Source organism: Massilia sp. 9I, from assembly GCF_902506415.1.
GTDB lineage: Bacteria > Pseudomonadota > Gammaproteobacteria > Burkholderiales > Burkholderiaceae_D > Telluria.
Window position 1 is genome coordinate 4,802,519 of the sequence record NZ_LR733275.1, and the last position, 25,099, is coordinate 4,827,617.

At 67.0% G+C, this 25,099-nt stretch carries 22 protein-coding genes; 5 read left to right on the forward strand and 17 right to left on the reverse strand.

The features are described from left to right. The first annotated feature begins 51 nt into the window (after nt 1-51). A complete protein-coding gene (locus GV068_RS21430) occupies nt 52-1,059 on the forward strand; it encodes a cyanophycinase (protein WP_159702660.1) in 1,008 nt (335 codons plus the stop codon). A gap of 3 nt (nt 1,060-1,062) precedes the next feature. Here the strand turns inward: GV068_RS21430 and GV068_RS21435 are convergent, their stop codons facing one another. Continuing rightward, on the reverse strand, nt 1,063-2,712 hold the full coding sequence (locus GV068_RS21435; RefSeq protein WP_159702663.1) for a sensor domain-containing diguanylate cyclase: 1,650 nt from the start codon (nt 2,710-2,712) through the stop codon (nt 1,063-1,065). Between the two features lie 14 nt (nt 2,713-2,726). After that, complete coding sequence (locus GV068_RS21440; RefSeq protein ID WP_159702666.1) at nt 2,727-3,158, reverse strand: response regulator; 432 nt, start codon at nt 3,156-3,158, stop codon at nt 2,727-2,729. Between the two features lie 297 nt (nt 3,159-3,455). Between GV068_RS21440 and GV068_RS21445 the strand changes: the two genes are divergently transcribed. Next, nucleotides 3,456-3,962 carry a DUF1203 domain-containing protein gene (locus GV068_RS21445; protein ID WP_159702669.1) on the forward strand — a complete coding sequence of 169 codons (507 nt, stop codon included), beginning with the start codon at nt 3,456-3,458 and terminating at the stop codon, nt 3,960-3,962. On the opposite strand, the gene GV068_RS21450 is transcribed toward GV068_RS21445, so the two are convergent. The 5 genes from GV068_RS21450 to GV068_RS21470 are packed head-to-tail and all read right to left on the reverse strand — an operon-like array spanning nt 3,959 to nt 8,327. Beyond that, entirely contained in the window at nt 3,959-4,711 is a 753-nt protein-coding gene (locus GV068_RS21450) for a hypothetical protein (protein WP_159702672.1), read from the reverse strand. The genes GV068_RS21445 and GV068_RS21450 overlap by 4 nt on opposite strands. Further along, nucleotides 4,708-5,166, reverse strand: coding sequence for a GNAT family N-acetyltransferase (locus tag GV068_RS21455; protein WP_229464401.1), 459 nt, complete (start codon nt 5,164-5,166; stop codon nt 4,708-4,710). The genes GV068_RS21450 and GV068_RS21455 overlap by 4 nt, the downstream gene beginning before the upstream one ends. After that, on the reverse strand, nt 5,159-6,382 hold the full coding sequence (locus GV068_RS21460; protein ID WP_229464403.1) for an ABC transporter permease: 1,224 nt from the start codon (nt 6,380-6,382) through the stop codon (nt 5,159-5,161). Before GV068_RS21460 ends, GV068_RS21455 begins: the two co-directional genes overlap by 8 nt. After that, entirely contained in the window at nt 6,379-7,116 is a 738-nt protein-coding gene (locus GV068_RS21465) for an ABC transporter ATP-binding protein (protein WP_159702675.1), read from the reverse strand. The genes GV068_RS21460 and GV068_RS21465 overlap by 4 nt, the downstream gene beginning before the upstream one ends. Next, nucleotides 7,113-8,327 carry an efflux RND transporter periplasmic adaptor subunit gene (locus GV068_RS21470; protein WP_159702678.1) on the reverse strand — a complete coding sequence of 405 codons (1,215 nt, stop codon included), beginning with the start codon at nt 8,325-8,327 and terminating at the stop codon, nt 7,113-7,115. The genes GV068_RS21465 and GV068_RS21470 overlap by 4 nt, the downstream gene beginning before the upstream one ends. Nucleotides 8,328-8,483: 156 nt before the next feature. On the opposite strand from GV068_RS21470, the gene rpiA reads away from it, so the two are divergent. Further along, entirely contained in the window at nt 8,484-9,161 is a 678-nt protein-coding gene (gene rpiA, locus GV068_RS21475) for a ribose-5-phosphate isomerase RpiA (RefSeq protein ID WP_159705388.1), read from the forward strand. A 14-nt stretch (nt 9,162-9,175) separates the two neighbouring features. After that, complete coding sequence (locus tag GV068_RS21480; protein WP_159702681.1) at nt 9,176-9,508, forward strand: hypothetical protein; 333 nt, start codon at nt 9,176-9,178, stop codon at nt 9,506-9,508. Nucleotides 9,509-9,704: 196 nt separating this feature from the next. On the opposite strand, the gene GV068_RS21485 is transcribed toward GV068_RS21480, so the two are convergent. Both GV068_RS21485 and argA read right to left on the reverse strand, forming a co-directional pair. Then, entirely contained in the window at nt 9,705-9,980 is a 276-nt protein-coding gene (locus GV068_RS21485; protein ID WP_159702684.1) for an oxidative damage protection protein, read from the reverse strand. 51 nt (nt 9,981-10,031) lie between these two features. Then, nucleotides 10,032-11,345: an amino-acid N-acetyltransferase gene (gene argA / locus GV068_RS21490; protein WP_159702687.1), complete on the reverse strand. Its 1,314-nt coding sequence runs from the start codon at nt 11,343-11,345 to the stop codon at nt 10,032-10,034. 55 nt (nt 11,346-11,400) lie between these two features. Here argA and hrpA point away from each other — a divergent pair, with 55 nt between their 5' ends. Continuing rightward, complete coding sequence (gene hrpA, locus GV068_RS21495; protein WP_229464405.1) at nt 11,401-15,585, forward strand: ATP-dependent RNA helicase HrpA; 4,185 nt, start codon at nt 11,401-11,403, stop codon at nt 15,583-15,585. Nucleotides 15,586-15,715: 130 nt separating this feature from the next. Here hrpA and GV068_RS21500 read toward each other — a convergent pair whose 3' ends face one another. The 8 genes from GV068_RS21500 to GV068_RS21535 form a co-directional block, all read right to left on the reverse strand. Beyond that, nucleotides 15,716-16,366 (reverse strand): PRC-barrel domain-containing protein, encoded by a 651-nt coding sequence (locus tag GV068_RS21500; protein ID WP_229464407.1) that lies wholly within the window; start codon nt 16,364-16,366, stop codon nt 15,716-15,718. A 425-nt stretch (nt 16,367-16,791) separates the two neighbouring features. Then, a complete protein-coding gene (locus GV068_RS21505; protein WP_159702693.1) occupies nt 16,792-17,811 on the reverse strand; it encodes an SDR family oxidoreductase in 1,020 nt (339 codons plus the stop codon). Between the two features lie 61 nt (nt 17,812-17,872). Continuing rightward, a complete protein-coding gene (locus tag GV068_RS21510; RefSeq protein ID WP_159702696.1) occupies nt 17,873-19,603 on the reverse strand; it encodes an MFS transporter in 1,731 nt (576 codons plus the stop codon). Between the two features lie 31 nt (nt 19,604-19,634). Further along, nucleotides 19,635-20,717: an N-acetylglucosamine-6-phosphate deacetylase gene (locus GV068_RS21515; RefSeq protein WP_159702699.1), complete on the reverse strand. Its 1,083-nt coding sequence runs from the start codon at nt 20,715-20,717 to the stop codon at nt 19,635-19,637. Continuing rightward, complete coding sequence (locus tag GV068_RS21520) at nt 20,718-21,485, reverse strand: DeoR family transcriptional regulator (RefSeq protein WP_159702702.1); 768 nt, start codon at nt 21,483-21,485, stop codon at nt 20,718-20,720. It lies immediately after the preceding gene. A 36-nt stretch (nt 21,486-21,521) separates the two neighbouring features. After that, nucleotides 21,522-22,847, reverse strand: a complete 1,326-nt coding sequence (locus GV068_RS21525; RefSeq protein ID WP_159702705.1) for a D-tagatose-bisphosphate aldolase, class II, non-catalytic subunit — start codon at nt 22,845-22,847, stop codon at nt 21,522-21,524. Continuing rightward, complete coding sequence (locus GV068_RS21530; RefSeq protein ID WP_159702708.1) at nt 22,844-23,797, reverse strand: ROK family protein; 954 nt, start codon at nt 23,795-23,797, stop codon at nt 22,844-22,846. The genes GV068_RS21525 and GV068_RS21530 overlap by 4 nt, the downstream gene beginning before the upstream one ends. After that, nucleotides 23,784-24,920: an SIS domain-containing protein gene (locus tag GV068_RS21535; RefSeq protein ID WP_159702711.1), complete on the reverse strand. Its 1,137-nt coding sequence runs from the start codon at nt 24,918-24,920 to the stop codon at nt 23,784-23,786. The genes GV068_RS21530 and GV068_RS21535 overlap by 14 nt, the downstream gene beginning before the upstream one ends. Between the last annotated feature and the right edge of the window lie 179 nt (nt 24,921-25,099).

Genomic DNA, 25,099 nt, shown 5'->3' on the forward strand with positions numbered 1-25,099 from the left:
TTGATATTCAATGCGAGAATGGGTTCCCGCTTTCTGTTCTGAAAGGGTCCCATGAGCACCTCCTTCCTCTCGCGGATTTTCCGCACCGCACTGTTCACGATCGCACTCGGCGCCTCGCAAGCCGCGCTCGCAGGCAAGCCTTACCAGCACTTCGTCGTCGGCGACGGCAGCAACGTCAATCTGCCCAAGCCGGCCTATCCGTCGCTGGTGCTGATGGGCGGTGGGCCCGACGTCGATGCGGCCTTCCAATGGATGATCCAGAAGTCGGGCGGCGGCAACTTCGTCGTCATCCGCGCCACCGGCACGGATGCGTATAACCCCTACATCTACGCGATGGGCGGCGTGCGTTCGGTGGAGACCCTGATCATCCCGAGCCGCACCGCCGCAAGCGACCCCTTCGTGCTGGAACGCGTGCGTAATGCCGAAGCGGTGTTCATCGCCGGCGGCGACCAGAGCGACTACATGCGCTTCTGGAAGGGCACACCGCTCGACGACACCCTGCAGGAGCTGGCCAACCGCAAAATCCCCATCGGCGGCACCAGCGCGGGCCTGGCGGTGCTGGGGCAGTTCATCTATACCGGCGAGAACCAGTCGGTCACATCGCCGGAAGCCCTGGCGGACCCCTACAACAAGAACCTCACCCTCGGACGCGATTTCCTCACGCTCCCGACCATGGGCCGGGTGATCACGGATTCGCACCTGGACACGCGCGACCGCATCGGCCGCCTGGTCGCCTTCCTGGGCCGCATCGTCAAGGATGGCTGGAGCGGCACTGCGCGCGGGCTCGGCGTCGACGTCGAGACGGCGCTGCTGGTCGAGAACGGCCAGGCGCGACGCGTGGGACTGGGTTCGGTCTACTTCCTGCAGACCGTCGGCCTGCCGCAGGTGTGCGCGCCGAAGACGCCGCTGACCTACCGTAGCCTGGGCGTCCAGCGCCTGTCCGGCGTCGGCAGCTTCGACCTGAACAACTGGGCCGGCTACGGATCGACGACCAATTATTCGATTTCAGCAGTGCAGGGCGTGCTCAGTTCGACCCAGCCGGGCGGCTCGGTCTACTAGGGATCAGGGCGCGACCGTGCGCAGGCCCGGGCGCCGGCTAGGCGTGGACGCAACTGCCGGCATGCCGAGCTCCTTGATGGTGTAGCCGTCGCGCCCATTGCGCTTGGTCTGGTACAGGGCCGCGTCGGCGTGCTGCATCATGTCGCCGACCGGCGCTACCGGGAAGCGGGCGACGGCGAGGCCGATGCTGGTGGTGACCGGCAGCGACACCCCTGCGCCGATATCGAAGGGGCGGCGGATCGCGCGCAGGATCTTGGCGGCGAAGCGGCGCGCGTTCTCGCCCGACTCCAGGCGCTCCGACACGATCACGAATTCATCCCCGGCCAGGCGGTAAGTGCGGTCGGTGGGCCTGGTCACGGTGCGCAGGCGCCGCGCGAATTCGCGCAGCACCGCGTCGCCCGCCGCATGGCCGTAGGTGTCGTTGATCGCCTTGAAGCAGTCCACATCCAGGAAGGCGACCGCCAATCCGAAGCGGTAGCGCGAGGCCTGGTCGATCAGGAGCGCGACTTCGTGGTCGAACTGGCGCCGGTTCCCGAGCCCGGTCAGGGTATCGGTCAGGCTCAGCTCCTTCAGCTGCTGTTCGGCGATCTGGCGTTTGACGGACAGCGAGTGGAAGGCGCGGCCCAGCGCGCCGACTTCGTCCTCGCGCTCGAGATCGAGCACGCCGATCTCGGCTTCTTCACGCTCGACCGCGTGGACATGGCGGCGCAGCGCGCGCAGCGGCCGCAGTAGCACCACCATGATCGCCCATCCGCCCACCCCGGCGCAGATCGCGAGCGCCGCGGTCCAGATCCAGGCGTGGTGGCGTGCCCTGGCGATGCCGGCCAGCGCTTCGTCCGCCGGGAAGGCCGAGGCCAGCACCCAGCCCGAATTGCCGACCTGCTTGTAGGTGAGCAGCGAAGGCGTGCCTTGCGCATCGTTACCGAAGGCCCAGCCATCCCAGCCTTCCATGGCGGCGCGCGCCATCGCGGGCAGGGGCGCGGCCTCGCCGGCCTTGAGCGCATGGCGGCCGCGGTCCGGGTGGTACAGCAGCGTGCCGTCGCGCGTCAGGGCGAACAGGTAGCCGGTGGCGCCAGGGCGCAGGCGCGCCGCCTGGCCGAAGAAGGACGAGTCTTCCAGGCTGGTGCCGCCGCAAAGGACGAAGGCGGTGCGGCCCTTGGCGTCGACCACCGGCTGGCTCAGCACCACGACGGCGCGGCCATTCGCCTTGCCGGCAGGCGGCTGCAGGGTGAGGGCCGCGCCCGCACGCAGGGTCTCCTGCAGGCAGCTGCTGTCGGCCAGCTGCGAACGCAGGAAGTAACCCGGTTGCTGCAGGCCGGCGATGCGTCCAGCGGTGTCGAGGACGACCAGGTCGGCGAAGGCCTGGCGCAGGCCCGGATGATGCGCCAGCACGTCCTGGATCGGCGCGCCGCCGTCGGCCTGCTGCAGCGCGATCTCTTCGGCCAGGGTGCGCAGCAAGGTGTGCTTGGTCTCCAGCTCAAAGGCCAGGTGGGCGGCCGCGCTGGTGAGCAGGGAGTACTGCTGCTGGCCGGTCGATTCCTTCATCTCTCGGTAGGCGACTTCCAGCGCGACGGCGGTCACCATCACGCAAGCGGCGGCGACCAGCGCCGTCACGGCGGCGGTGAGCCTGCCTTTCAGGGTCTTGGGCAACATGGACGTGCTCCGTTTCAGTTAGTGCCTCTGGCGGCGGGTTCCGCGCGGTCCAGCACGGCGGCGATCTCGGCCAGGTCGGGCGGCTTGGCCAGGTGATGGTCGAAGCCGGCCGCCGCGGTGGCGGCGCGGGTTTCAGGATCGGTGCGGCCGGTGAGCGCGGCGATGCGGGTGCCTGCGAGGCTGGGCAGGGTACGCAGGCGGCGCGCCACCTCGAAGCCGCTCATGCGCGGCATGACGAGGTCGAGGAAGACCAGCTCGGGCCGGAAGCGGATCGCCGCCGCCAGCGCATCGGTGCCGCTGAACGCGGTCTCGACGTGGTGCCCCTGGCGCGTCAGGGCCAGGGACAGCAGCGTGGCCGCATCCGCGTTGTCGTCGACGATCAGGAGCCGGCGTCGTTGCGGCTTGTCGCCGGCGGCCTGGCTAGTCCTGCTTGGGTTACTGTGCACGATCAGGTCCTGGGAAGCTGGTAAGCCATCCGGGACGGAATCGGCTGCCAATGTGGAAAGGGTGGGTTTTGGCGAGATTTTAAAAGCGTTTGCGCCGGTATTGACGGCGCGCCGAACGCTTCCCCCCTCGATGGTGGAAGTTGCTTTGAGGATACAAATTTAGGACATCTGACAATTTTTGAGTGCGGCAATATGCATGCATATCGCACTGCGGCCGGGATTCGCGCGCAAGAAGCGGAGTGCCGGGAAGGGACGGTCAGGGCATCTTGCGCGGACTCGCCACTTCTGAGGAAACCCATGCACGCAGCTCTAGAATCCATCGCCACGCAGCTGGCGCCCGCCCTGCGCATCGTTACGCTTCCTACCGCCTACCTCGCGTGGGTGCGCGATGGTCGCGACGACCTGGACCAGCCGGTGGAGCGGCATATTGCCAAAGGCGGCGAACCGCTGCGCGACTGCCTGCGCCGCGCCAGTCCCGGAGAGGCGATCCTGCTGGCGAGTTACTGTCCCTTCACGGTGGCGGGGCCCTACCGGGAGTACGGGCCGGTGTTCGTGGCGGCGGACGCGCAGCAACAGCCGCCTCTCGGCACGCTACCGGTGGGTGGAGCGCAGCCCTACCTGGGAGAGGCTTTCGTGCTGCGCGCCTATTCGCGGGAAGAGCGGATTGTCGACGCCCGGATGAGCAGCCCGCATGCCGCCGCGAGCGAGCTGGCGACGTTCTTTGCGCAGGAGGAAGTCAGCTTCGTGCTGGCGCGCTTTCCGACCTATGGCTGCTACGCGCTGCGCATCGAGCGCGCCGCCTAGAGGACGCTGTTGCGGCTCAGGGTGACGATGTCGAGTGGCCCGACGAAGCGAATGTCGCCCGGCGCCACACTGGCCGGATCGAACTTCAGCACCCGGCAGCCGCCGTCGAAGCTCGTTGCCACTTCTTGTCCACCGACTTCGATGCGTCCCTCGCCGCTGCGGAAGCACGCCCGCAGGCCGTCGTATTCGACCAGGCGCAGCTCGCGCATGCCGCTGCGATCCCACGGAATCTTGCGCTGTACCGCCCTGGCTTCGTCAAGCGCCTGCGCGAACTCGGCCCAAGACAGGGTTTGGCTTGCGCCGACCCGCACTTTCCATTCGACGGCGATCCGTCCTTCCCGGGTCGGGGTGTTGAACATGATGGTGGCGTTTTCGTGCGCGGCATCGGGCAGCTCGGGCAGCAGGAAGTAGCCGCCACGGCTGGTGGGGACGACCTGGTCGGTCGATTCGCCGACGATGGCCACGGCCCAGGACTTGGGGTCGAACTGGTCGTAGGCCGGGCTTTTGTCGGTAGCGAAGTTCACGCGCAGGCGCAGGTCGATGACGCGCCTCCCGGTCGGCAGCAGCTTCGTCACATAGTTCTGCATCCCGAAGAAGCTGCGATAGGGCAGGTCGCCGGGATTGGTCTTGCGGTGGATGTTCACCTTGGGGACGTCTTTCGCTGCCGTGACCAGCGTCTGCTGGGCTGCGACGGATGCCGCCGGCAGCACGAGAAGGGCGGCCAGTAGGAAAGGAAAAGAGAGCTTCATGGGCGTGAGTTCGTTCCAGTCGATGATGCAGCCCGCGCAAGCACATACCCGACCTCGGCGCCCTCCTGCGGCATCCGGGTCCAGCCCTGGGCGGCGTAGAAGCGATCGGCCCTGGTGCCGGGCGTGGTGCCCAGGGTAACCCGCTGGTGGCCAAGCTCGAACAGCCAGGACACGGCCAGCGCCAAAAGCGCCTTGCCGAGCCCCAGGCCTTCATGCCCCGGGTCGACGAACAGCGCCCAGATCGATGCGCGGTGGCGGTCCGCGTAGCAGAACGCGGCCACCCTGCCTTCGACCTCGGCGACCCAGCCGCGCCCGTCCCGTTCCAGGTAATCCTCGTACATCTGCAAGGTGACGCGGGAAGGATCGGACAGCACGTTTTCGCGCACCGACAGCCGGATCGCCGACATCGCAGGGATGTCGGCACTGCAGGCCTGCCGCAAGACCGCCTTATTCATAGCGCAGGCAATCCACCGGCAGCAGGCGCGAGGCGCGGCGCGCCGGATAGAAGCCGAAGAACACGCCCACCGCCGTCGCGAAGCCGCAGGCCACCAGCACGCCCTGGAAGGTCAGGAACACATCGAACTTGCCTGTGGCCGTGATCGCGGCCGCACCGCCCATTGCGATTGCCACGCCCACCAGGCCGCCGGCCACGCAGATCACCACCGACTCGGCCAGGAACTGCAGCAGCACCGCGCTTGGACGCGCGCCGATCGCCATGCGGATGCCGATCTCGCGGGTGCGCTCCGTGACCGATACCAGCATGATGTTCATGATGCCGATGCCGCCGACCAGCAGCGAGATCGCGCCGATCAGGCCGAGCAGCAGGGCGACGCCGGCGCTGATCTTGCCCGCGGTCTCCGCGAACGAGGCGAGGTTGTGCACCCGGAAGTCGTCCGGATCGCCGCCGCGGATACGGTGACGGGCGCGCAGCGTCTCCTTGATGTCTTCGACCGCATCGTTCAGCGCCATGTCCGGCCGGCCCTGCGCCGCGATGTAGTGGACGTTCTGCGGGAAGGGCGTCTTGATCAGGTTTGCACTGGCGGCGCTGATCGGCACCAGCACCAGCTCTGCCAGGTCGGAACCGTCGGTCTGCTTGCCTTCGCCGGCCAGCACGCCGATCACCTGGAAGGCGACGTTCTCGATGCGGATGTAGCGGCCCAGCGGATCGCTCTTGTAGAAGAACTGGTCCGCCACTTTCTGGCCGATCACGACCATGCGGCTCGAGGCGCGCACGTCCGCTTCGCTGAACAGGTTGCCCTGGTCGAGCTTCCAGTTGCGGATCTTGAACATGGTCGGGGTGACGCCGTGCACCTGGCTGTTGGTGCTTTCGTTGCCGGCACTGAGCTTGAAGCTGCCCTGCAGTGCCGGCGCCGCGCCGGTCAGGCTGGGCAGGGCGTTCAGGGCTTCCGCATCGTGGATCGACAGCGAGGGCACGGCGCCCGCGCGGGCACGCTGCGCGGTGGTGCGGTCGCCCCCCGGGACCACGAACAGCATGTTGGTGCCCAGCTGCTGCAGCTCCTTGCCGATAAAGCGCTGCATGCTGTCGCCGATGGCCAGCAGCAGGACCACCGAGGCGATGCCGATGATGATGCCCAACATGGTCAGGGCCGTGCGCAGGCGGTTCGCCGCCATCGAACGAAAGGATTCGATCAGGATCTGGATGAAGTTCATGCAGGCACCTCAACGTGGCTGGCGTTCAGCTGGCGCAGCCCTTCTTGCGAGGGGCCGTCGTACAGCACGCGGCCATCCTTCAGGCGTACCAGGCGGCGGCTGTAGGCCGCCACGTCGGCTTCGTGGGTGACCAGCACGATGGTGATGCCGCGCTCTTTGTTGAGCTGGCGGAAGCTGTTCATGATGTCGTCGCTGGTCTGGGTGTCGAGGTTGCCGGTCGGTTCGTCGGCCAGCAGCATCGGTGGTTCGGTGGCCAGCGCCCGCGCGATCGCCACGCGCTGCTGCTGGCCGCCGGAGAGCTGGCTGGGCGTGCGCTTGGCCAGGCCGGCGAGACCCACGCGGTCCAGTTCCTCCAGTGCGCGCGCATGCGCCTTGCCGCGCCCCACGCCGGCGTAGATCAGCGGCAGCGCCACGTTCTCGGCCACGTTCATGCGCTTGATCAGGTTGAAGCTCTGGAACACGAAGCCGATGCTGCGGTTGCGGATGTCGGCCAGCTGGGCGCGCGACAGCGAAAGCGTGTCGACGCCATCCAGGTGGTAGCTGCCACCGCTGGCCTGGTCGAGGCAGCCGAGGATGTTCATCAGGGTCGACTTGCCGGAACCCGACTGGCCCATGATGGAGACGAAGTCGCCGCGCATGACCTGCAGGTCGATGCCGTGCAGGACCCGGGTCTCGACGCTGCCGCTGACATAGGTCTTGGTGACGCCGCGGATGTCGATCAGCGGAGAGTTCATAGATCTTCTTTGGGCTGGGCCAGCGAGCGGGTGACGACCTTGTCGCCCACCTTGAGGCCGCCCGACAGCACTTCGGTATAGCGGAAGTTCGACAGGCCGATGCGGATGTCGACGGGCTGCGGCTGGTTCAGCGCGTCGAGCCGGTAGACCTTGAACATGCGCGCGGTCTCGCTGGCGCTGCGGAAGGCGAGGTCGTCGTCCGGCGTCGACGCCGGCGTCAAGGCGACCTGCTTCACATTGCCCTTTTCCTTGTCCTGCTTGCGCTGCTTTTCCAGTTCTTCCTCGGGCAGGGTGAAGCGCAGGGCGGTGGTCGGGATGCGCATCACGTTGGCGCGGTTGTCCACCACCAGGCGCACCTGGGCCGTCATGCCGGGTTTCAGCATCTCGTCCTTGTTGTCGACGTCGAGCACCACGTTGTAGGTGACGACGTTCTGCACCACGTTGGCGGCCAGGCGGAACTGGCGCATGGTGGCGTGAAATTCGCGGTCCGGGTAGGCGTCGACCACGAAGCGTGCCGGCAGGCCGTCCTTCAGGGCGCCGACGTCGGCTTCCGACACGCTGGTATCGATCTGCATCTTGGTCAGGTCGCGCGCGATCTGGAACAGGTTCGGCGTGTTGAACGAGGCCGCCACGGTCTGGCCCAGGTCGATGGTGCGCTTGATGATCACGCCGTCGATCGGCGAGCGGATCACGCTGTTGTTCAGGTCCGCTCTGGCGCGGTCGAGCTGGGCCTGCGACAGCTGGACGTTGGCGCGCGCCACGTCCATCTCGCGGCGCGACTGGTCGAGCGCGGTGCTGGACACGAAGTTCTGCGCCACCAGCTGCTGGTTGCGGTGGTAGTTGGCCTCGGCCAGCTTCAGGTTCGCAGTGGCGGAAGCGCGGCTGGCTTCGGCCTGGCGGATCTGGGCATTGAAGATGGTCGGGTCGAGCTTGAGCAGCACCTGGCCCTTGCGCACGCGGTCGTTGAAGTCGGCGTTCAGCTCGACCACGGTGCCGGACACCTGCGAGCCGACGTTCACCAGCGCCACCGGGTTGATGGTGCCGGTGGCCGTGACGGTCTGGTTGATGGTGCCCATGTCGACCGCCGTGCTGCGGTACTTCGACGGCGGCACCTTGGGTTCGCCTTTCGGCCCCAGCGCCACGAAGGCGCCGGCGCCCACGGCGATCACCGCGGCGGCGATCGCCACGCGCTTCTTGGTAAACAGTTTCATCGTTCTCTCGGTATGCCTGCGGAAAGACCCAGTGTGCTGTATGAGATGACAGCTTGGCAATGCACTATGCATTGCATGCGATGAAGCGTCGTTTCCGGGGATTGAAGCGCGTGATCCGCTAAAATGTCGGCTTCCCTTATCTACTCCAACAGCATCATGACCCAGGACGAACTCAAGCAAGCCGTGGCGCGCGCCGCGATCGATTACGTGGTGGACGGCGAGATCATCGGCGTCGGCACCGGCTCGACGGCCAACTTCTTCATCGACGAACTGGCCAAGATCAAGGACCGCATCAAGGGCACCGTGGCTTCGTCGGAAGCGACGGCAAGCCGCCTGCGCGGCCATGGCATCCCGGTGTTCGACCTGAACGAGGTCACGTCGATGGCGGTCTACATCGACGGCGCCGACGAGATCACGGACAGCGGCGCCATGATCAAGGGCGGCGGTGCGGCGCTCACGCGCGAGAAGATCGTCGCCTCGGTATCGAAGAAATTCGTGTGCATCGCGGACGGTTCGAAACTTGTCGAAACGTTAGGCAAGTTCCCGCTGCCGGTGGAAGTGATCCCGATGGCGCGCGCTTCCGTGATGCGGCAGCTGGCGCTTCTCGGCGGCCAGCCGCGGCTGCGTACCAAGGCAGGCAGCGATGAGGCCTTCATCACCGACAACGGCGGCGAGATCATCGACGTGGTCGGCCTGTCGATTACGGACCCGGTGGCGCTGGAAGAGCAGATCAACCAGATCGTGGGCGTGATCGCCGTCGGCCTGTTCGCCAAGGCGGGCGCCAACGTCTGCCTGCTGGGCACGTCCGAAGGCGTCAAGACCCTGACTTTCTGAGCGGAGAACGCACGATGAAGCGCGCACTGGTGCTGGTGGCAATCCTGCTGGGCGGTTGTTCCCACTTCAAGAGCAAGGTGAAACCGGCGCCGGCACCCGTGGCGGCCGCAAAGCCGGCGACGCCGGGGCTGCTCGACGCAAACGGCACCCCGATCGAACGCGTGCCGTTCAGGACGGGCGTGTCCTCGGCGACGGTCGAGAAGATGGCGAAGCAGGAAGGCTGCACGGGCGGGCAGGGCGCCGGGCTGATGACGGAAGCAGGGCCGGTGGAGGTGTACCGGATGCGCTGTGAGAACGGCAAGGTGTTTACGGCGCGTTGTGAATTGCGCCAGTGCGTGAAGATGTGATTCTCGCGGACCTGCGACGTTTCAGTATTCGTTAGCGTAAAAACGTCAGGGGCGCCACTGGCGCCCCTGACTTCCCGCGTAGGCGGGAATCCAATTTTCTATGCAAACCACTACGTTTGGAGGTAGTGGAGCGCTAAGAACTTGGATTCCCGCCTGCGCGGGAATGACGGTCTTGAGGCTGACGGTACTAAAAGACTTACGCGCTCGGCGGCACGTAGCCCTGCGCCTGGTCGGCAGCGCCGTCACCGAAGAAGTGACGTTCCATCTGCGTCGCCAGGTACTTGCGGGCGCGGTCGTCGGCCAGGTTCAGGCGGTTTTCGTTGATCAGCATGGTCTGGTGCTTCAGCCATGCCTGCCAGGCTTCTTTCGAAACCGACTGGTAGAGCTTCTTGCCCATTTCGCCTGGTACCGGCGGGAAGTCCAGTCCTTCGGCTTCCTTGTTCAGTTTGATGCATTGGACGGTGCGGGCCATGGTCTTACTCCTGTAATTCTGTTAATGATGCGGGTCGCTGCCAGACCGCCATTATAAAGTCTTGATGAAAACCTGTGACCGGCGCTGCCAGTTGTACATGTGCTGGCGGTCCTTGGGCAGGTCGTCCACCGTGGCGGGCACGAAGCCGCGCTTCTTGAACCAGTGCGCGGTGCGGGTGGTCAGCACGAACAGCTTGGTCAGGCCCGCCGCGCGGGCGCGGTTCTCCATGTGCTTGAGGATGCGTTCGCCGTCGCCCTGGGTCTGGGCGTCCGGGCTCACCGTCAGGCAGGCCATCTCGCCCATCTTCGATTCGGGGAACGGGTAGAGCGCCGCGCAGCCGAAGATCACGCCGTCGTGGTCGATCACGGAGAACTGCTCGATTTCGCGCTCGATCAGCTCGCGGCCGCGATACACCAGGGTGCCATCGGCTTCCAGTGGTTCGATGAGCTTGATAATCCCGCCAACGTCCTCAATTGTGGCCTGGCGGAGGCTCTCCAGGTTTTCGTGGCTGATCATGGTGCCGACGCCGTCGTGGGTGAACAGCTCGAGCAGGGCGGAGCCATCCATCTCGAACGGGACGATGTGGGCGCGGTCGACGCCGGCATTGCAGGCCTTGATGGCATGCTGCAGGTAGAAGGCGGCATCGGCCGGCAGGAAACCGGCCTGCAGCACGGCTTCGGCCTGGTGCGAGGACAGTTCGCGGATCTCGGCGCCGGCGGCATCCGTCATCATCCCGGTTTCGGTGATGTAGATGAGCTTATCGGCGTGCAGGGCGATCGCGGCGGAGGCGGCCACGTCTTCCATTGTCAGGTTGAAGATTTCGCCGGTCGGCGAGAAGCCCAGCGGCGACAGCAGCACCAGGCTGTCTTCGGTCTGCAGGATCGGCTGGATCTTGTCGGCGGCGATCTTGCGGGTGACCCCGGTGAGCTCGAAGTCGACGCCGTCGATCACGCCGAGCGGGCGGGCGACGACGAAGTTGCCCGACACGATGCTGATCTGGGCGTGCGACATCGGGGTGTTCGGCAGGCCCTGGCTGAAGGCGGCTTCGATGTCGAGACGCAATTCGCCGGCGGCTTCCTTCGCGCATTCCAGCGCGGCGGGGTCGGTGACGCGGATGCCGTTGTGGAAGCGGCCTTCGACGTTACGCAGGCCGAGTTGTTCGGCCACCTGAGGACGCGATCCGTGCACCAGCACCAGGCGGATGCCGAGGCCGAGCAGCAGGGACAAGTCCTGGGCCAGCACCGGCAGTGCGCCGGCGGTGACCAGTTCGCCCGGAAAAGCGACGACGAAGGTCTTGCCGCCGAAGGTGTGAATGTATGGCGCGACAGAGCGCAGCCACTGGACGAATTGGGTAGGGTTTTCCATTTGCCGCATTATAATTCGCTGCGCGTTGTGCGCACCAAATACCTTGTAAAAATCAATGTCTGAACAGAGTAACAAGCCTTCGCCGCAGCAGGCGCGCGCCGCTTCCCAGAATTCTTCCGCCAACGAGCCGCGTAAACAGCGGCCCGCGGGCGAACTGCGCACGCCCATGACGCAGACGCGCGATGGCGAACTGCAGACCAAAAAGGAAGGCAGCGGACCGCGCCGTGCGCCGGCGCCGCGTACCGATAACGGCCCGCGTCCAGCGAACGCGCAGGGTGCTGTAAAGCCGCCGCGTGAGCGTGGAGAGCGCCCACCGCGCGAGGACGATCGTAGCCCGCGCTTCCGCAACCCGATCCCGCCGATTACCTTCCCCGAAGACCTCCCGGTCTCCGGGCGCCGCGCGGAGATCGCGAAAGCGATTCAAGAAAGCCAGGTGGTCATCGTCTCCGGCGAAACCGGTTCCGGTAAAACCACCCAGCTGCCGAAGATCTGCCTGGAACTGGGCCGCGGCCAGAAGGGCCTGATCGGCCACACCCAGCCGCGCCGTATCGCCGCCTCGAGCACCGCCAAGCGCATTGCGCAGGAACTCGGTTCGCCGCTGGGCGAGAACGTCGGTTTCAAGGTGCGTTTCAACGACACGCTCACCAAGGGCGCCTCGGTCAAGCTGATGACCGACGGTATCCTGCTGGCCGAAACCCAGACCGACCCGCTGCTGCGCGCCTACGACACCATCATCATCGACGAGGCGCACGAGCGCAGCCTGAACATCGACTTCCTGCTCGGCTACCTGAAGCAGCTGCTGCCGCGCCGCCCGGACCTCAAGGTGATCATCACCTCGGCCACCATCGATGCGGAGCGCTTCTCGCGCCACTTCGGCACGCCGGAGAAACCGGCGCCCGTCATCGAGGTTTCGGGCCGCTTGTACAAGGTGGAAGTGCGTTATCGCCCAGTGGATCGCGACCCCGTCACGACCACCAACGCGAAACCGGGCGAGCCGGCGCCGAAAGCACAAGTCGCACGCGACAAGCGCGACCTGATGGAAGCCGTGGTCGACGCGGTCGATGAGCTGTGCCGCATCGGCTCGGGCGACGTGCTGGTGTTCCTGCCGGGCGAACGCGAGATCCGCGACTGCGCGGAAGCGCTGCGCAAGCACCATCCGCCGCACGTCGAGATCCTGCCGCTGTTCGCGCGCCTGTCTGTCGAAGAGCAGGACCGCGTGTTCCGCACCACCAACGCGCGCCGCATCGTGCTGGCGACGAACGTGGCCGAGACCTCGCTGACCGTGCCGGGCATCCGCTACGTGGTGGATACGGGCCTGGCGCGCGTGAAGCGCTACAGCTTCCGCAACAAGGTCGAGCAGCTGCAGATCGAGCCGGTGGCGCAATCCTCGGCCAACCAGCGCGCCGGCCGTTGCGGCCGTGTGGCCGACGGCGTCTGCATCCGCCTGTTTGAGGAGGACGATTTCAACAAGCGTCCGAAGTTCGCGGATCCGGAGATCCTGCGTTCGTCGCTGGCCTCGGTCATCCTGCGCATGAAATCGTTGCACCTGACCGACGTCGAGACCTTCCCCTTCATCGAGCCGCCGCAGGGCCGCGCGATCGCCGACGGCTACCAGCTGCTGCAGGAAGTCGGCGCGGTCGACGACGTCAATGAGCTGACCCCGCTGGGCAAGAAGCTGGCCAAGCTGCCGCTCGACCCGCGCGTGGGCCGCATGATCCTGGCCTCGGTCGACAACGACTGCCTGACCGAGATGCTGATCGTGGCCTCGGCGCTGTCCACGCAAGACCCGCGCGACCGCCCGATCGAATACCAGCAGCAGGCCGACGAGAAGCACAAGAAGTTCGCCGACGAGAAGTCCGAGTTCCTCAGCTACCTCAAAATCTGGGCCTGGTTTGAGGACGCGATCGAACACAAGAAGTCGAACCGTCAGCTGCAGGAAAACTGCCGCGCCAACTTCCTGTCGCAGCTGCGCCTGCGCGAGTGGCGTGACGTGCATTCGCAGCTGCTCACGGTCGCGCGCGAGCAGGGCTGGCGCCTGAACGCGGCGCCCGCCACCTTCGACCAGCTGCACATGGCGCTGCTCACCGGCTTGCTGGGGAATATCGGTTTCAAGGCCGAGGACGAGCCGGTGTTCCTGGGCGCGCGCGGCATCAAGTTCCACATCTGGCCGGGTTCCTACCTCGCCAAGAAGCCGGGACGCTGGGTGATGGCGGCCGAACTGGTCGAGACCACGCGCCTGTACGCACGCACCATCGCCCAGATCCAGCCGGAGTGGGTGGAGAAGATCGGCGCCCACCTGCTGAAGAAATCCTGGGGCGAGCCGCGCTGGGAAAAGCGCCAGGCGCAGGTGACGGCGACCGAGCGCGCGACCCTGTACGGCATCGTCGTCTACAGCAACCGCCGCATCAACTACAGTCAGCACAACCCGCGGGAAGCGCGCGAGATCTTCATCCGCGACGCGCTGGTGGCGGGCGACTACGAGACGCGCGCAGCCTTCTATGCGCACAACCACAAGCTGGTGCGCGAGATCGAGAACCTCGAACACAAGTCGCGCCGCCTGGATGTGCTGGTGGACGAGCAGCTGATCGCCGCCTTCTACGACAAGGAGATCCCGGAGTCGGTGGTGAACGGCGCGGGCTTCGAGAAGTGGTACAAGGACGCCTCGCGCGACAACCCGAAGCTGCTGTTCCTGAACCGCGAGGAGCTGATGCGCCACGAAGCGGCCGGCGTCACCACCGAGCTGTTCCCGAAGACGATGAACGTCACCGGCATCGAGATGGGCCTGAGCTATCACTTCGAGCCGGGCAGCCCGCGCGATGGCGTCACGCTCACCGTGCCGCTGTTCGCACTGAACCAGATCCCGCAGGAGCGCGCGGGCTGGCTGGTGCCGGGCATGCTGAAGGAGAAGGTCCACCTGCTGCTGAAATCCCTGCCGCAGAAGCTGCGCCGCCATTGCGTGCCGCTGCCGGAGTACGCGGCAAACTTCTTCGAGCGCAACCAGGACCCGGTGCGCTTCGGCCGGGGCGACCTGATCGACGCGCTGATCGCCGACATCCACGCCCACACCAGCGCGCGCGTGCTGACGACCGACTTCAAGCTCGAAACCCTGCCGGCGCACCTGTCGATGAACTTCAAGGTGATCGACGAGCACGGGCGCCAGCTCGACATGGGCCGCAACCTGGCGACGCTGCAGGCGGAGCTGGGCGGGCAGGCGCGCCAGAGCTTCCAGAAGATGGCGGAAGCGACGCCGGCCGCGCCGGCGAAGCTGCAGGCCCTGCAGCCCGCTGCCCAGCCGGCCGCGGCGCCGGCGAAAGGCAAGGGCAATGCGCCGGTCACGAAGGCGGCAGGGCCGGCCGCGACCCAGGCGCCGGCGGCGGCGCCGGGTGCGGTCCAGCACACCGGCCTCACCACCTGGAGCTTCGGCGAGCTGCCCGAGCTGCTGGAAATCACGCAGGGCAAGCTGACCCTGATCGGCTTCCCGGCGCTGGTGGACAAGGGCACGCACTGCGACCTGGAAGTGTTCGACGACCCGAACGTTGCGGCGCGCACCCACCGCATCGGCCTGCGCCGCCTGTTCGCGCTGCAGCTGAAGGACCAGCTCAAGTTCGCGGAGAAGAACATCCCCGGCCTGCAGGGCATGGGCATGCAGTTCATGAGTGTGGGCACGCAGGAAGAGCTGCGCGACCAGATCATCGCCAAGGCGATCGACATCGCCTGCCTGCAGGACCCGCTGCCGATCAACTCGGGAGAGTTCAACAAGCGCAAGGACGAAGGCAAGGGCCGCATTGGCCTGTTGATCAACGAGATCGCGCGCCTGGTGGGGTCGATTCTGGCCGAGTTCCACGGCATGCCGAAGCGCATCCAGAGCCTGGCGCCGGCGGTGCAGCAGGACATCCAGGCGCAGCTGCAGGGTTTGATCCACAAGCGCTTCATCGCCGACAACGAGTACAGCCAGCTGGCGCACTTCCCGCGCTATCTGAAGGCGATCAATGTGCGGATCGAGAAGCTGCGCGGCAATCCGTCGCGCGATGCGCAGCTGATGGCGGAGTGGCAGAACGCGGCCAGCCAGTTCCAGCGCACGCTGAAGAACCAGGCGGGCAAGAACAACGATCCGCGCATGATCGAGTTCCGCTGGATGCTGGAAGAGCTGCGCGTGTCGCTGTTCGCGCAGGAACTGCGCACGCCCATGCCGGTATCGGCCAAGCGCCTGCAGAAGGTGTGGGAGTCGATGATTCGATGATGTTCGTAGGGTGGGCGGGTTTTCCCGCCCACGCGGTCAGCCTCCAGATGAACTGACGCGACGTGTCTCTTCACAGCCCGGTTGGCCGCGTGGGCGGCATAGCCGCCCACCCTACAAGTGCAACGCTAGATCACCCGATATTGCTGCCGCGGATGCGGCTCAGGTCCTTGTCGTCGCCTTCATGGCTGGGCCGTGGATCGGCGCTGCCGCCGACACCATACGAGTCGCCGTGCGCGCTGCCCGATCCGACGCTAGCGCCCAGGCTGCTGCCCGCGCCGCCGCCGGTCCCGGCCGAGCCTGCGCCCATGCTCGAGCCCATGCCACGTCCCATTGCCGAACCCGCGTCCGAGCTGGCGCTGCCGACCAGGCCACCGCCCCCGCTGCCCGGCCCCATCGTCGGTGCGCTAGAGCGCTGTGGATCGGTGCCGTAGAAGCTGTGGATGCCGCTGGACCAGCTCGTGTCGCTCATGTCCGGCCAGGCGTCCTTGTCGAAGCCGGGGGCGCTCTTGAGTCTTTCCTTGTCGACGTTGAGCACCATGCGCTTGTTCACGGTGTCCAGGTGCAGGGCCTGCCAGGGCACGGCGAACAGCTTCTCGCCCATTCCAAGGAAGCCGCCGAAGGCCAGCACGGCATAGGCGACCTGGCCGGTCTGCATGTCGAGCATGATCTCCTTGATGTCGCCCAGGTCTTCCTCCTGCGCATTGACGACGCTGTCGCCGATCAGCGTATCGGCGCCCATCAGCGCAGGCCCCGGACCGGTACTGCGCGTGTTCCTGTACATGCCATATCTGTCACGATCTGCGTAGCTCATCGCTTGCCTCCTTGTGCTTGAAGTACCCGCAGGACAGCGGGTTTACCCGGCAAGGGTAGAACCCAGCCCTGCTGATCGCATGATATGGCTCAATCGTCGTGGGGCGCGCGCGACAGGACATTGTTGCTTGCGCGCTAAGCGAGGTAGCGCACAGAACGGTATTTGCACTGTAGTTATTGTGCTAAGTAATGTTTCGGAGAAAAAAGAAATGACTGTTACCAAGCGCTGCCACTACACCGGTCTGTTCAGCAAACGTATCCCGACCCGCTCGGTGACGTCTGCACTTGCATCCGTTTTCGCCTCCCTGAGCTGGTTCGGCCGCCGCTGAACCGGGGCGCAGCGCGCGGGTTGGCCCCAGCCCGCGCGCCAGTCTCAGGACCAAATCCAGGCTAGCCTCAGGGCTGGCCACCGCCGCCGGACACCCCGTAGACGTGTCCGGTGGTATAGCTCGATTCGTCCGAAGCGAGCGTGACATAGGTCGCCGCCAATTCGGCCGGCTGGCCCGGACGCTTCATCGGCGTATCGCTGCCGAACTTCTTCAGATTCTCTTGCGTCTGGCCGCCCGACACCTGCAGCGGCGTCCATACCGGCCCCGGCGCCACCGCATTGACCCGGATTCCCTTTGAGGCCAGCTGCTTGGCCAGCGACTTGGTCATCGCCACTTCGGCCGCCTTGCTCATCGAGTAATCCAGCAGGTTCTCCGACGGGTCGTAGGCCTGCTGCGAAGCCGTGTTGATGATGCAGCTGCCGGCCTTCAGGTGCGGCAGCGCCGCCTTGGTGATCCAGAACATCGCATACACATTGGTCTTGATGGTCCAGTCGAAGTCCGCCGTCGAGATGTCGAGGATCGAGTTGGCCGATTTCTGGCGCGAGGCATTGTTGACCAGGATGTCGAGCCCGCCCAGCTGGCGCACGGCTTCCTCCACCAGCTTGCGGCAAAAGGCTTCGTCGCGGATGTCGCCGGGAATCGCCACCGCCTTGCAGCCGGCCTGGCGAATCAGCTGCACCACCTCCTGGGCATCCTGCTCCTCGGCCGGCAGGTAGTTGATGGCCACGTCCGCGCCTTCGCGCGCAAAGGCGATCACGGCGGCGCGGCCGATGCCCGAGTCGCCGCCGGTGACTAAGGCCTTGCGTCCGGCCAGGCGTCCGCTGCCGCGGTAGGTGGTTTCGCCATGGTCCGGACGCGGCGTCATCTTGCTGGCCAGCCCTGGCCAGGGCTGCTGCTGGTTGGGGAAAGGCGGCGCCGGATAGCGCGCGGCGGCTTCGCGGGCGCGGCCCGGCGGCGGCTGATTGCCTTCAGCCTGCTGGGCCAGTGCCGGAACGGCGGCGGCCGATGCCGCGATGCCAGTGGCGACACTGCTGACGAAGCGGCGCCGCGAAGGAGCGACGCCGTCTTTCTTGCTGTCCGAATCCATGCTGGGCTCCTGAGTTGGGGAGCGCCTGATGGTAGTCCTTATTGAGCAGGCACGGAGTTCGTTAGCCCGGCTGCGGCCGGCCGGCGCTGGTGAAATGTAGCTCGATCTCTTCCAGAGTCTTGCCCTTGGTCTCCGGCAGCAGGAAGGCGGCGGTGAGGAAGTACAGCACCGCAAAGCCCGCGCCGGCGAAGAACACCGCCGAGTAGCCGTAGTAGCCGACCGTCGGCAGGAAGGTCGCGGCGATCACGGTCGACACGAACTGGTTGATCAGCAGCGCAATGCTCATGCCGTTCGAACGGATACGGGTCGGCATCAGCTCCGATAAAGCCAGCCACACGCACACCCCAGGCCCCACCGCGAAGCCGGCCACGAACAGGCAGATCGCGAACGCCACCTGCCAGCCATGCGCCTCGGACGGCACCGCGCCCAGCCAGGCGCGCTCGATGGTGAGCGGCGCCGCGCGCCCCGCGGCCGGATCGGCGAACGGGTTCAGGTGCCAGCGGCGCAGGGTGGCGCCGATCACGCTATCCTCGTCGATCGCATCCTCGCGCCTCAGCAACACGCTTGGGAGAAGCGGGTCGTCGCTGCGCAGCGATTTCACATTGGTGAACGGACCGTAGGCGTAGGCGACGGTAAGCTGCTGCGGCGCGCTGCTGCCGGCGCCAAGACGCACCAGCTGGTCCGCATCCAGGCGCAGGGACAGGCTGTTGTCGCGCACCTGGGCCTCGACCTGGGCGCGCACGTCGCGCTGTGCGCCCTCGGCGCCGCGGAACAGCATCCCGGCCGAGACCAGCGCCACCACGATCGCGCCGCTGCCCAGCATCAGGAGGAACTTGCGGCCCTTGCGGTCGACCAGCACCACGGCCACCACGGTCATCAGGGCGTTGAGCACCTTCAGGGCCACGTCGGCCGTGTTGGCGGTGGAGCCGGGCAGGCCGGCCTGGTTAAGGATCGTCACCACATAGGCCAGGATCGAATTGATGCCGGTGGCCTGGGTCAGGGCCAGCACCAGGCAGGCCAGCAGGAAGGGCAGCACGTAGCGGCGGCTGGCCAGCGAATCGCGCGCCGCCACGACGGGCAGCTTCGCGTCGGTGACAGCCTGGCCGCCGGCGCGCAGCGCCAGCCAGCGCGGCGATTCCTTCAAAGCCAGGCTGCCGAGGGTGAACACCAGGCCCGGCGCGAGGCAGAGCCAGAAGATGGTGCGCCAGGCATGGTCCTGGGCGGCGAACACCATTGCGCTGCGCGCACCTGGTTCAAGTGCGGCGGCGGCCTGGGTCACGGCATCGACCGTGCGCGCCTGGCTCAGGCCAATGATGGCGGCGCCAACCAAGCCGATGGTCAGCATCAGTTGGAACAGGGCGGCGCCGCGGCCGCGCTGGGCCGCCGGCAGCGACTCGGCCAGGTAGAGCGGCACCACCACGCCGATCAGGCCACCGCTGATCCCCTGCAGCAGGCGTCCGAGCAGCAGCGGAGAATAGCCGTCGGACAGCGCGATCATCGGGATGCTGATCGTGAACAGCGCCCCGGCCAGCACCATGGCCCAGCGGCGCCCGATGAGGTCGGACAGGGCACCTGCGAACAGCGAGGACAACACCGACCCGAGCAGTACCGCGGCGACGATGAAGGACAGCTGCTGGGTGCTCAGCTTCCAGGCCAGGGTGGCGGTCGATTCCAGGTAGGGCAGGGCGCCGGCGATGATGCCGACGTCGATGCCGTACAGCAGGCCGCCCATGCCGGCGATGAACAGCAGGTAGCGCTTGGCACCCACGGGCGCGAGGTCGGTTGCGGTCATGGTGTCTCCAGTGATTTTTAAGGTGTGTACTTCAGAGCTGGATCGCTTCGCCTTCGACGAACACGGCCACCGGCCGCAGCGCCGCGTCGAGCACGACGATGTCGGCCCAGGCGCCCGGCGCCAGCCGCCCGCGCTCCGATTCGCCCAGGTAGTCGGCCGGGTAGCGCGACAGGCGCGTCGACGCCTCGGCCAGGTCCAGGCCCAGCTCGACGAAGTTGCGCAGCGCCTGGTCCATGGTCAGCACGCTGCCGGCCAGCGAGCCGCTGGCCAGGCGCACGCAGGCGCCGCACTTGAACACGCGCTGGCTGCCCAGTGCATACTCGCCGTCCGGCATATCGGTGGCCGAGGTGGCGTCGGTCACGCCGTACAGGCGCGGGATGGCGCGCAGGGCGGCACGCAGGGCGCCCGGGGCCACGTGCTGCAAATCCGGGATGATTTCCGCGTACTCGGCATGGGCCAGCGCCGCGCCGACCATGCCGGGCTCGCGGTGCAGCAGGCCGCTCATGCCGTTGAACAGGTGGGTGAAGCCGGCCGCGCCCGCATTCAATGCGGCGACACCGTCCTCGTAGCTGCCGGCGCTATGGCCGATCTGGACGCGGATGCCGAGTTCTTTCAACGGCGCGATCAAGGCCAAGTTGCCATCGACCTCGGGCGCCATGGTCAGCACCCGGATCGGCGCGATGGCGTGCAGGCTGCGCACCAGGTCCAGGCGCGCGGGGATCACGTCGGGTGGCTGGGCGCCGAGGCGCTGCAGGTTCAGGAAAGGGCCTTCCAGGTGCACGCCCAGCATGCGCGCGCCGCCGGCGGGGCGCTTCTCGATTACGCCGGCCAGCCCGTGCAGGGCGCGGCGGATGTCCGGTTCCTTGGCCGTCAGCGTGGTGCCCAGCAGCGCGGTGGTGCCGTGGCGCGCGTGGGTGCGGGCGACGACGGCGCCGGCCTCACCGCCTTCCATGATGTCGGTGCCGGCCGCGCCGTGCACGTGCAAGTCGACGAAGCCGGGGAGGATGGTGTGCCCGCATGCGGCAGGGCCTTCGATGATCCGGTGGATGCGTTCGCTGAAATCGATGCTGCCTGTGATCCAGCCGGAGGGAGTGAGGATTCTGCCGCTGAGCATTTAGTCCGCTATGAGTAATTCGATGCCCAGCTTCTGCAGGCCCTCGCGGTACTCGGGGCTGATGCTGGCATCGGTGATGACGGTATCGACCTGGCCGGCCTGCACGATGCGGTGCAGGCTGACGCGGCCGAACTTGGAGGCGTCGGTGAGGACGATGATCTTCTTCGCGCGCTCGACCATCTTGTGGTTCAGGCTCGCTTCGGCTTCGTGATGGGTGGTGACCCCGAACTGCAGGTCGAAGCCGTCCACGCCCAGGAACAGCTTGTCGAAGTTGTAGGCCTGCAGGGTCGCTTCGGCCTGGCTGCCCTGGATCGACAGCGACTGCTTGCGCAGCAGGCCGCCGGTCAGGATCAGCTCGACCCCGGCGGTGTCGGCCAGCTCCCAGGCGATGTTCAGGCCATTCGTCATCACGGTCACGCCGTTGGCGTCGCGCAGGTGGCGCGCCAGCGAGATGGTGGTGGTGCCCGAGTCGATGATGATGTTGTCGCCTTCCTGCACCAGGGTCGCGGCCAGCGCGCCGATACGGTCTTTCTGCTCCTGGTTGATCGCATCCTTCTGGCGGATCGATTGCTCCGGCGGCGGGGTGCGCATCAGGGTCGCGCCGCCATGGCTGCGCGTGGCCAGCCCCTGCGTCTCCAGCGCGCTCAGGTCGTTGCGGATGGTCACGGCCGAGACGCCGAACTCCTGCACCAGGTCGGTCACCTGGACCGCACCGTTGCGGGTCAGTTGCTGGAGGATGGCTTCGCGGCGTTGGGTCGTGTTTCGCATGGTGGCGGCTCGGGTTGGCGGTCGAAAACGCCGAGCTTAACAGATCGATGCGGCGTGATCGACTGCCACCGCCGCATTGCGTTTGCAGGCGCGCGCATACTGGGCCAGCACACGCCCCACCTTGTCCTCGAGCAGTTCGCGCGCGCCCGTACCGAGCTGGCCCTGCAGCACCTCCAGGTACTGCTCGTGCAAGTGCTGGCTCAGGAGCGGCAGCGGGATCTCGATCGCATCCAGGTTGGCGCACAGCGTCTCGACGGCGGCCGCCACCGGGGCTTCGTTCCAGTAGTAGCGGCAGCGGTCCGACAGGCCGTAGCGGCGCATCACGCGCTGCTCTTCGCTGCTGCCCGGGTAGTGCTTGCGCCAGTGTTCGGGCTTGGCCAGCATGACTTCGTCGAGCACCGCCATCAGGCGCGAGGCCTGTTCGCGCGGCACCAGCTCGTCCTCGATCTGGCACAGGGCCAGCAGGCCTTCGCGCAGGGCGAAGGTCGCGGCCGGGCCGACTTTCAAAATGGCGAAGTGGTCGCGCACCATCTCGTGCAGGCTCGACTCGCGCTGGTAGTCGGTCGAGTGCGCCTCGAACACCAGGCCGGGGCGGCCGGCCACGAAGGCCGACAGGCTGGCCGCCTGCGCGGCGTCGTAGTGCTGGATGTGGCTGTGGTCGAAATCGACACCCGGCTGCACCACCATGGCGATTACGCGGCGCCATGCGGCGTGCAGGCCGGCGCCCAGGAAGGCGCGGCAATGCACGTCCAGCGTGCGCTTGGCCGCTTGCGGCGAGGTCGGCGCCCCGGCATCAAGCAGGGAGGATTCGCCGCCCGGCACCGGCACCTCGGTGCCGATCACGTAGACCGGCGGCGGATGGCTGGCCTGCGCTGCAGCGGCTTCGGCGATCGCCGCCAGGCGCGCCGAGCGCGCGGCCACGGTTTCGTCGTCCAGGGTGGCCGGATCGTCGGCGCAGCGCATGCTGCAGTCGAGGTGGATCTTGTGGAAACCGGCGGCCGCATAGGCCGCGACCAGCTCATCGGCATGCGCCATGGCTTCCAGCGCCGGACGGCCCTGCCAGGCGTTTGGGCCCAAATGGTCGCCGCCGAGCACCAGGCGCTCGAGCGGGAAGCCGCGTTCCTGCGCCAGTCGGCGCACGTAGTCGCGGAACTGGGCCGGGTTCATGCCGGTGTAGCCGCCGAACTGGTCGACCTGGTTCGAGGTCGCTTCGACCAGCAGCAGGGTATCGTAGCGCGCGGCCACGCTCATCGCGGCGCTCAGCACGATCGGATGGCTGCAGCAGACGCTGTACAGGCCGGCGGGCTCGCCGCGGCGGTGGGCCTTGATGACCTGCTGGATGGGGGAAAGGTCCTGGTTCATGGTGCGGTAGCGTTCAGTTGTTGGCGGGCCAGCAGGGCGGCGCCGCGGGCGCCGCCGGCGTCGCCGAAACGCGGCGGCAGGATCGGCGGCACTTGCGCGCCGGAGAAAAGGTGGCGACGCACGGCGGCCGGCAGCTCCTGGTACAGGTGGGGCAGCTGCGACAGCCCGCCGCCCAGCACGATGGCGTGCGGGTCGATCGCCAGCACCAGGCCAGAAAGGGCGTGGGCCAGCAGGTCGAGGTGGGCGCCCAGCGTGAGGGCCGCCAGGCTGTCGCCGGCGTTGGCGCGCGCGGCGATCTCCATCGGTTCCAGGCCGTCGCCGCCGAAATGGCGGTGCAGCATGCGCATTCCCGGGCCGGACACGTAGCGTTCGAAGCAGCCTTCGCGCCCGCAGGGGCAGGGGATGGAGGGCAGGCGGTACTGGGCCAGCAGGTGGCCCGGTACCGACCAGTGCCCCCATTCGCCGGCCACGCCATTGAAGCCGCGCAGCAGGAGTCCGCCGGCGCAATAGCCGCCGCCGGCGCCGGTGCCGAGGATGGCGCCGAACATGGTGGGCACACCATCGGCCGCGCCGCCCTGCGCTTCGGACAGGGCGAAGCACTGGCAGTCGTTGCCGCTCACGACGGGGCGTTCGAGCGCTTGTTCCAACGCGGGAGCGACCAGGCGTCCGTTCAGGGCCGGTACGTTGGAGCTGAGCTGGCGGCCGGTGCGGGAATCGGCCACGCCCGGCAGGCCGATGCCCACCGGCGCCGCGCCGCCCAGGGCCGCATCGGCGCGCTCGACGAGGCCGGCGACGGCCTGCACGAAGGCGGAAAAATCATGGCCCGGCGTGGCGACGCGTTCGCGGAAGACTTCGCGCAGCTCGGCGCCGTCGATGGCGAAGGAGACCAGCTCGATCTTGCTGCCGCCGATGTCGATGCCGTGGCAACCCGTATGTTCAGTGTTCGTCATGGCGGTAGATGGTGACGCCCTTGACGACGCGGTTGACCGTGCCGCTGGCGAAAGGATTATCGGGGCGCAGCTGCAGCGCGGCCGACTGGTGCAGGGCCACCTGCTGCGCGACCAGCAGCCACAGGGGCGCCAGCCAGGCGTCGGACCAGTTCGGGACCTCGATGCCGATGTCGCCGCCCGGGCCGATGGTCAGGATGCGGCCGGCCACGCCGTCGCGCCGCAGTTCGTCGACCAGGTCGGCCTCGTAGCGTTGCGCCAGCTTCTTGGCGCTGCCGAACACGAAGACCAGCGCATCGGCGTTGAGCACCGACTTGGGCCCGTGGCGGAAGCCCAGCGGCGTGTTCGCCATCGCCGGCACGCGCCCGGCCGTGAGTTCGAGCAGCTTGAGGGCGCTTTCCTTGGCCAGGCCTTCGAGCGGGCCGCTGCCGAGGTAGACCACGCGGCCGGCTTCGCTCGCCGCCAGCGCGGCCACCGGCGCTTCCCAGGCCGTCATTGCTGGTTCGGCCAGGCGCGCCAGGGTGGCGATGCGGTCGACTTGATCCTCCTTGCCGAGGACGGCCAGCGCGGCCAGCAGCATGCAGGTGAAACTGCTGGTCATGGCGAAGCCGCGGTCGCAGCTGGCGGCAGGCATCAGGAGATTGAAGGCCTTGCGGTCGCCGGCGCTGTCGCGCGCCAGGCGGCCTTCGGGGTTGCAAGTGATGTTCAGCAGGCGCGCGTCCGGCAGCAGCTCGCGCACCAGTTCGACGACGGCCAGGCTTTCCGGGCTGTCGCCGCTGCGGGCGAAGGACACCAGCAGGGTGGGCGCGCCGGTCTCTATATAGAGCTCGGGATGGGTGAGCAGGGTGGTGGTGGCGATGGCGCGCACCTGGGCCGGCCAGGCGGCATTTAGTTCGTCGGCGATGATCTCGCCCACATAGGCCGAGCTGCCGGCACCGGTGAGGATCACGCGTTGCAGCGGATTGGCCAGGCAGCCCTCCAGGAAGGCGGCGACGCGCTCACGCCCGTCCTGCAGGCGAGTGGACAATTCGCCCCAGAGCGCGGGCTGGTGAACGATCTCCTCGGCGGTATGCAAACCGCCGATGTCGCTCCACGCTTGTTGGCTTCGCTGCAGAAGAGTAGTCATCGAAAGAAATGTATAAAGTTTTCAGTGCGACCAATCTTAAATAGAAAGTTTGCGAAAGTCAAACACGAAAGAAAACGAAAGATATGAAAGATCGAAAAGCGCGAATAGATGATCGTTTCGTTCCCTGTTTGTGGTTCCAAGGCTACAGGCTATGCCCTAATCGAAAGGTATGTGCTGAG

Bases quoted from the DNA above. Each gene is read 5' to 3' on its own strand.
- GV068_RS21510 (WP_159702696.1), bottom strand. From the start codon at position 19,603: ATGACCGCAACCGACCTCGCGCCCGTGGGTGCCAAGCGCTACCTGCTG.
- GV068_RS21485 (WP_159702684.1), bottom strand. From the start codon at position 9,980: ATGGCCCGCACCGTCCAATGCATCAAACTGAACAAGGAAGCCGAAGGA.
- GV068_RS21535 (WP_159702711.1), bottom strand. From the start codon at position 24,920: ATGACTACTCTTCTGCAGCGAAGCCAACAAGCGTGGAGCGACATCGGC.
- GV068_RS21460 (WP_229464403.1), bottom strand. From the start codon at position 6,382: ATGAACTTCATCCAGATCCTGATCGAATCCTTTCGTTCGATGGCGGCG.
- rpiA (WP_159705388.1), top strand. From the start codon at position 8,484: ATGACCCAGGACGAACTCAAGCAAGCCGTGGCGCGCGCCGCGATCGAT.
- GV068_RS21445 (WP_159702669.1), top strand. From the start codon at position 3,456: ATGCACGCAGCTCTAGAATCCATCGCCACGCAGCTGGCGCCCGCCCTG.
- GV068_RS21480 (WP_159702681.1), top strand. From the start codon at position 9,176: ATGAAGCGCGCACTGGTGCTGGTGGCAATCCTGCTGGGCGGTTGTTCC.
- GV068_RS21525 (WP_159702705.1), bottom strand. From the start codon at position 22,847: ATGAACCAGGACCTTTCCCCCATCCAGCAGGTCATCAAGGCCCACCGC.
- GV068_RS21465 (WP_159702675.1), bottom strand. From the start codon at position 7,116: ATGAACTCTCCGCTGATCGACATCCGCGGCGTCACCAAGACCTATGTC.
- GV068_RS21520 (WP_159702702.1), bottom strand. From the start codon at position 21,485: ATGCGAAACACGACCCAACGCCGCGAAGCCATCCTCCAGCAACTGACC.
- GV068_RS21450 (WP_159702672.1), bottom strand. From the start codon at position 4,711: ATGAAGCTCTCTTTTCCTTTCCTACTGGCCGCCCTTCTCGTGCTGCCG.
- argA (WP_159702687.1), bottom strand. From the start codon at position 11,345: ATGGAAAACCCTACCCAATTCGTCCAGTGGCTGCGCTCTGTCGCGCCA.
- GV068_RS21435 (WP_159702663.1), bottom strand. From the start codon at position 2,712: ATGTTGCCCAAGACCCTGAAAGGCAGGCTCACCGCCGCCGTGACGGCG.
- GV068_RS21505 (WP_159702693.1), bottom strand. From the start codon at position 17,811: ATGGATTCGGACAGCAAGAAAGACGGCGTCGCTCCTTCGCGGCGCCGC.
- GV068_RS21530 (WP_159702708.1), bottom strand. From the start codon at position 23,797: ATGACGAACACTGAACATACGGGTTGCCACGGCATCGACATCGGCGGC.
- hrpA (WP_229464405.1), top strand. From the start codon at position 11,401: ATGTCTGAACAGAGTAACAAGCCTTCGCCGCAGCAGGCGCGCGCCGCT.
- GV068_RS21455 (WP_229464401.1), bottom strand. From the start codon at position 5,166: ATGAATAAGGCGGTCTTGCGGCAGGCCTGCAGTGCCGACATCCCTGCG.
- GV068_RS21515 (WP_159702699.1), bottom strand. From the start codon at position 20,717: ATGCTCAGCGGCAGAATCCTCACTCCCTCCGGCTGGATCACAGGCAGC.
- GV068_RS21430 (WP_159702660.1), top strand. From the start codon at position 52: ATGAGCACCTCCTTCCTCTCGCGGATTTTCCGCACCGCACTGTTCACG.
- GV068_RS21500 (WP_229464407.1), bottom strand. From the start codon at position 16,366: ATGTACAGGAACACGCGCAGTACCGGTCCGGGGCCTGCGCTGATGGGC.
- GV068_RS21470 (WP_159702678.1), bottom strand. From the start codon at position 8,327: ATGAAACTGTTTACCAAGAAGCGCGTGGCGATCGCCGCCGCGGTGATC.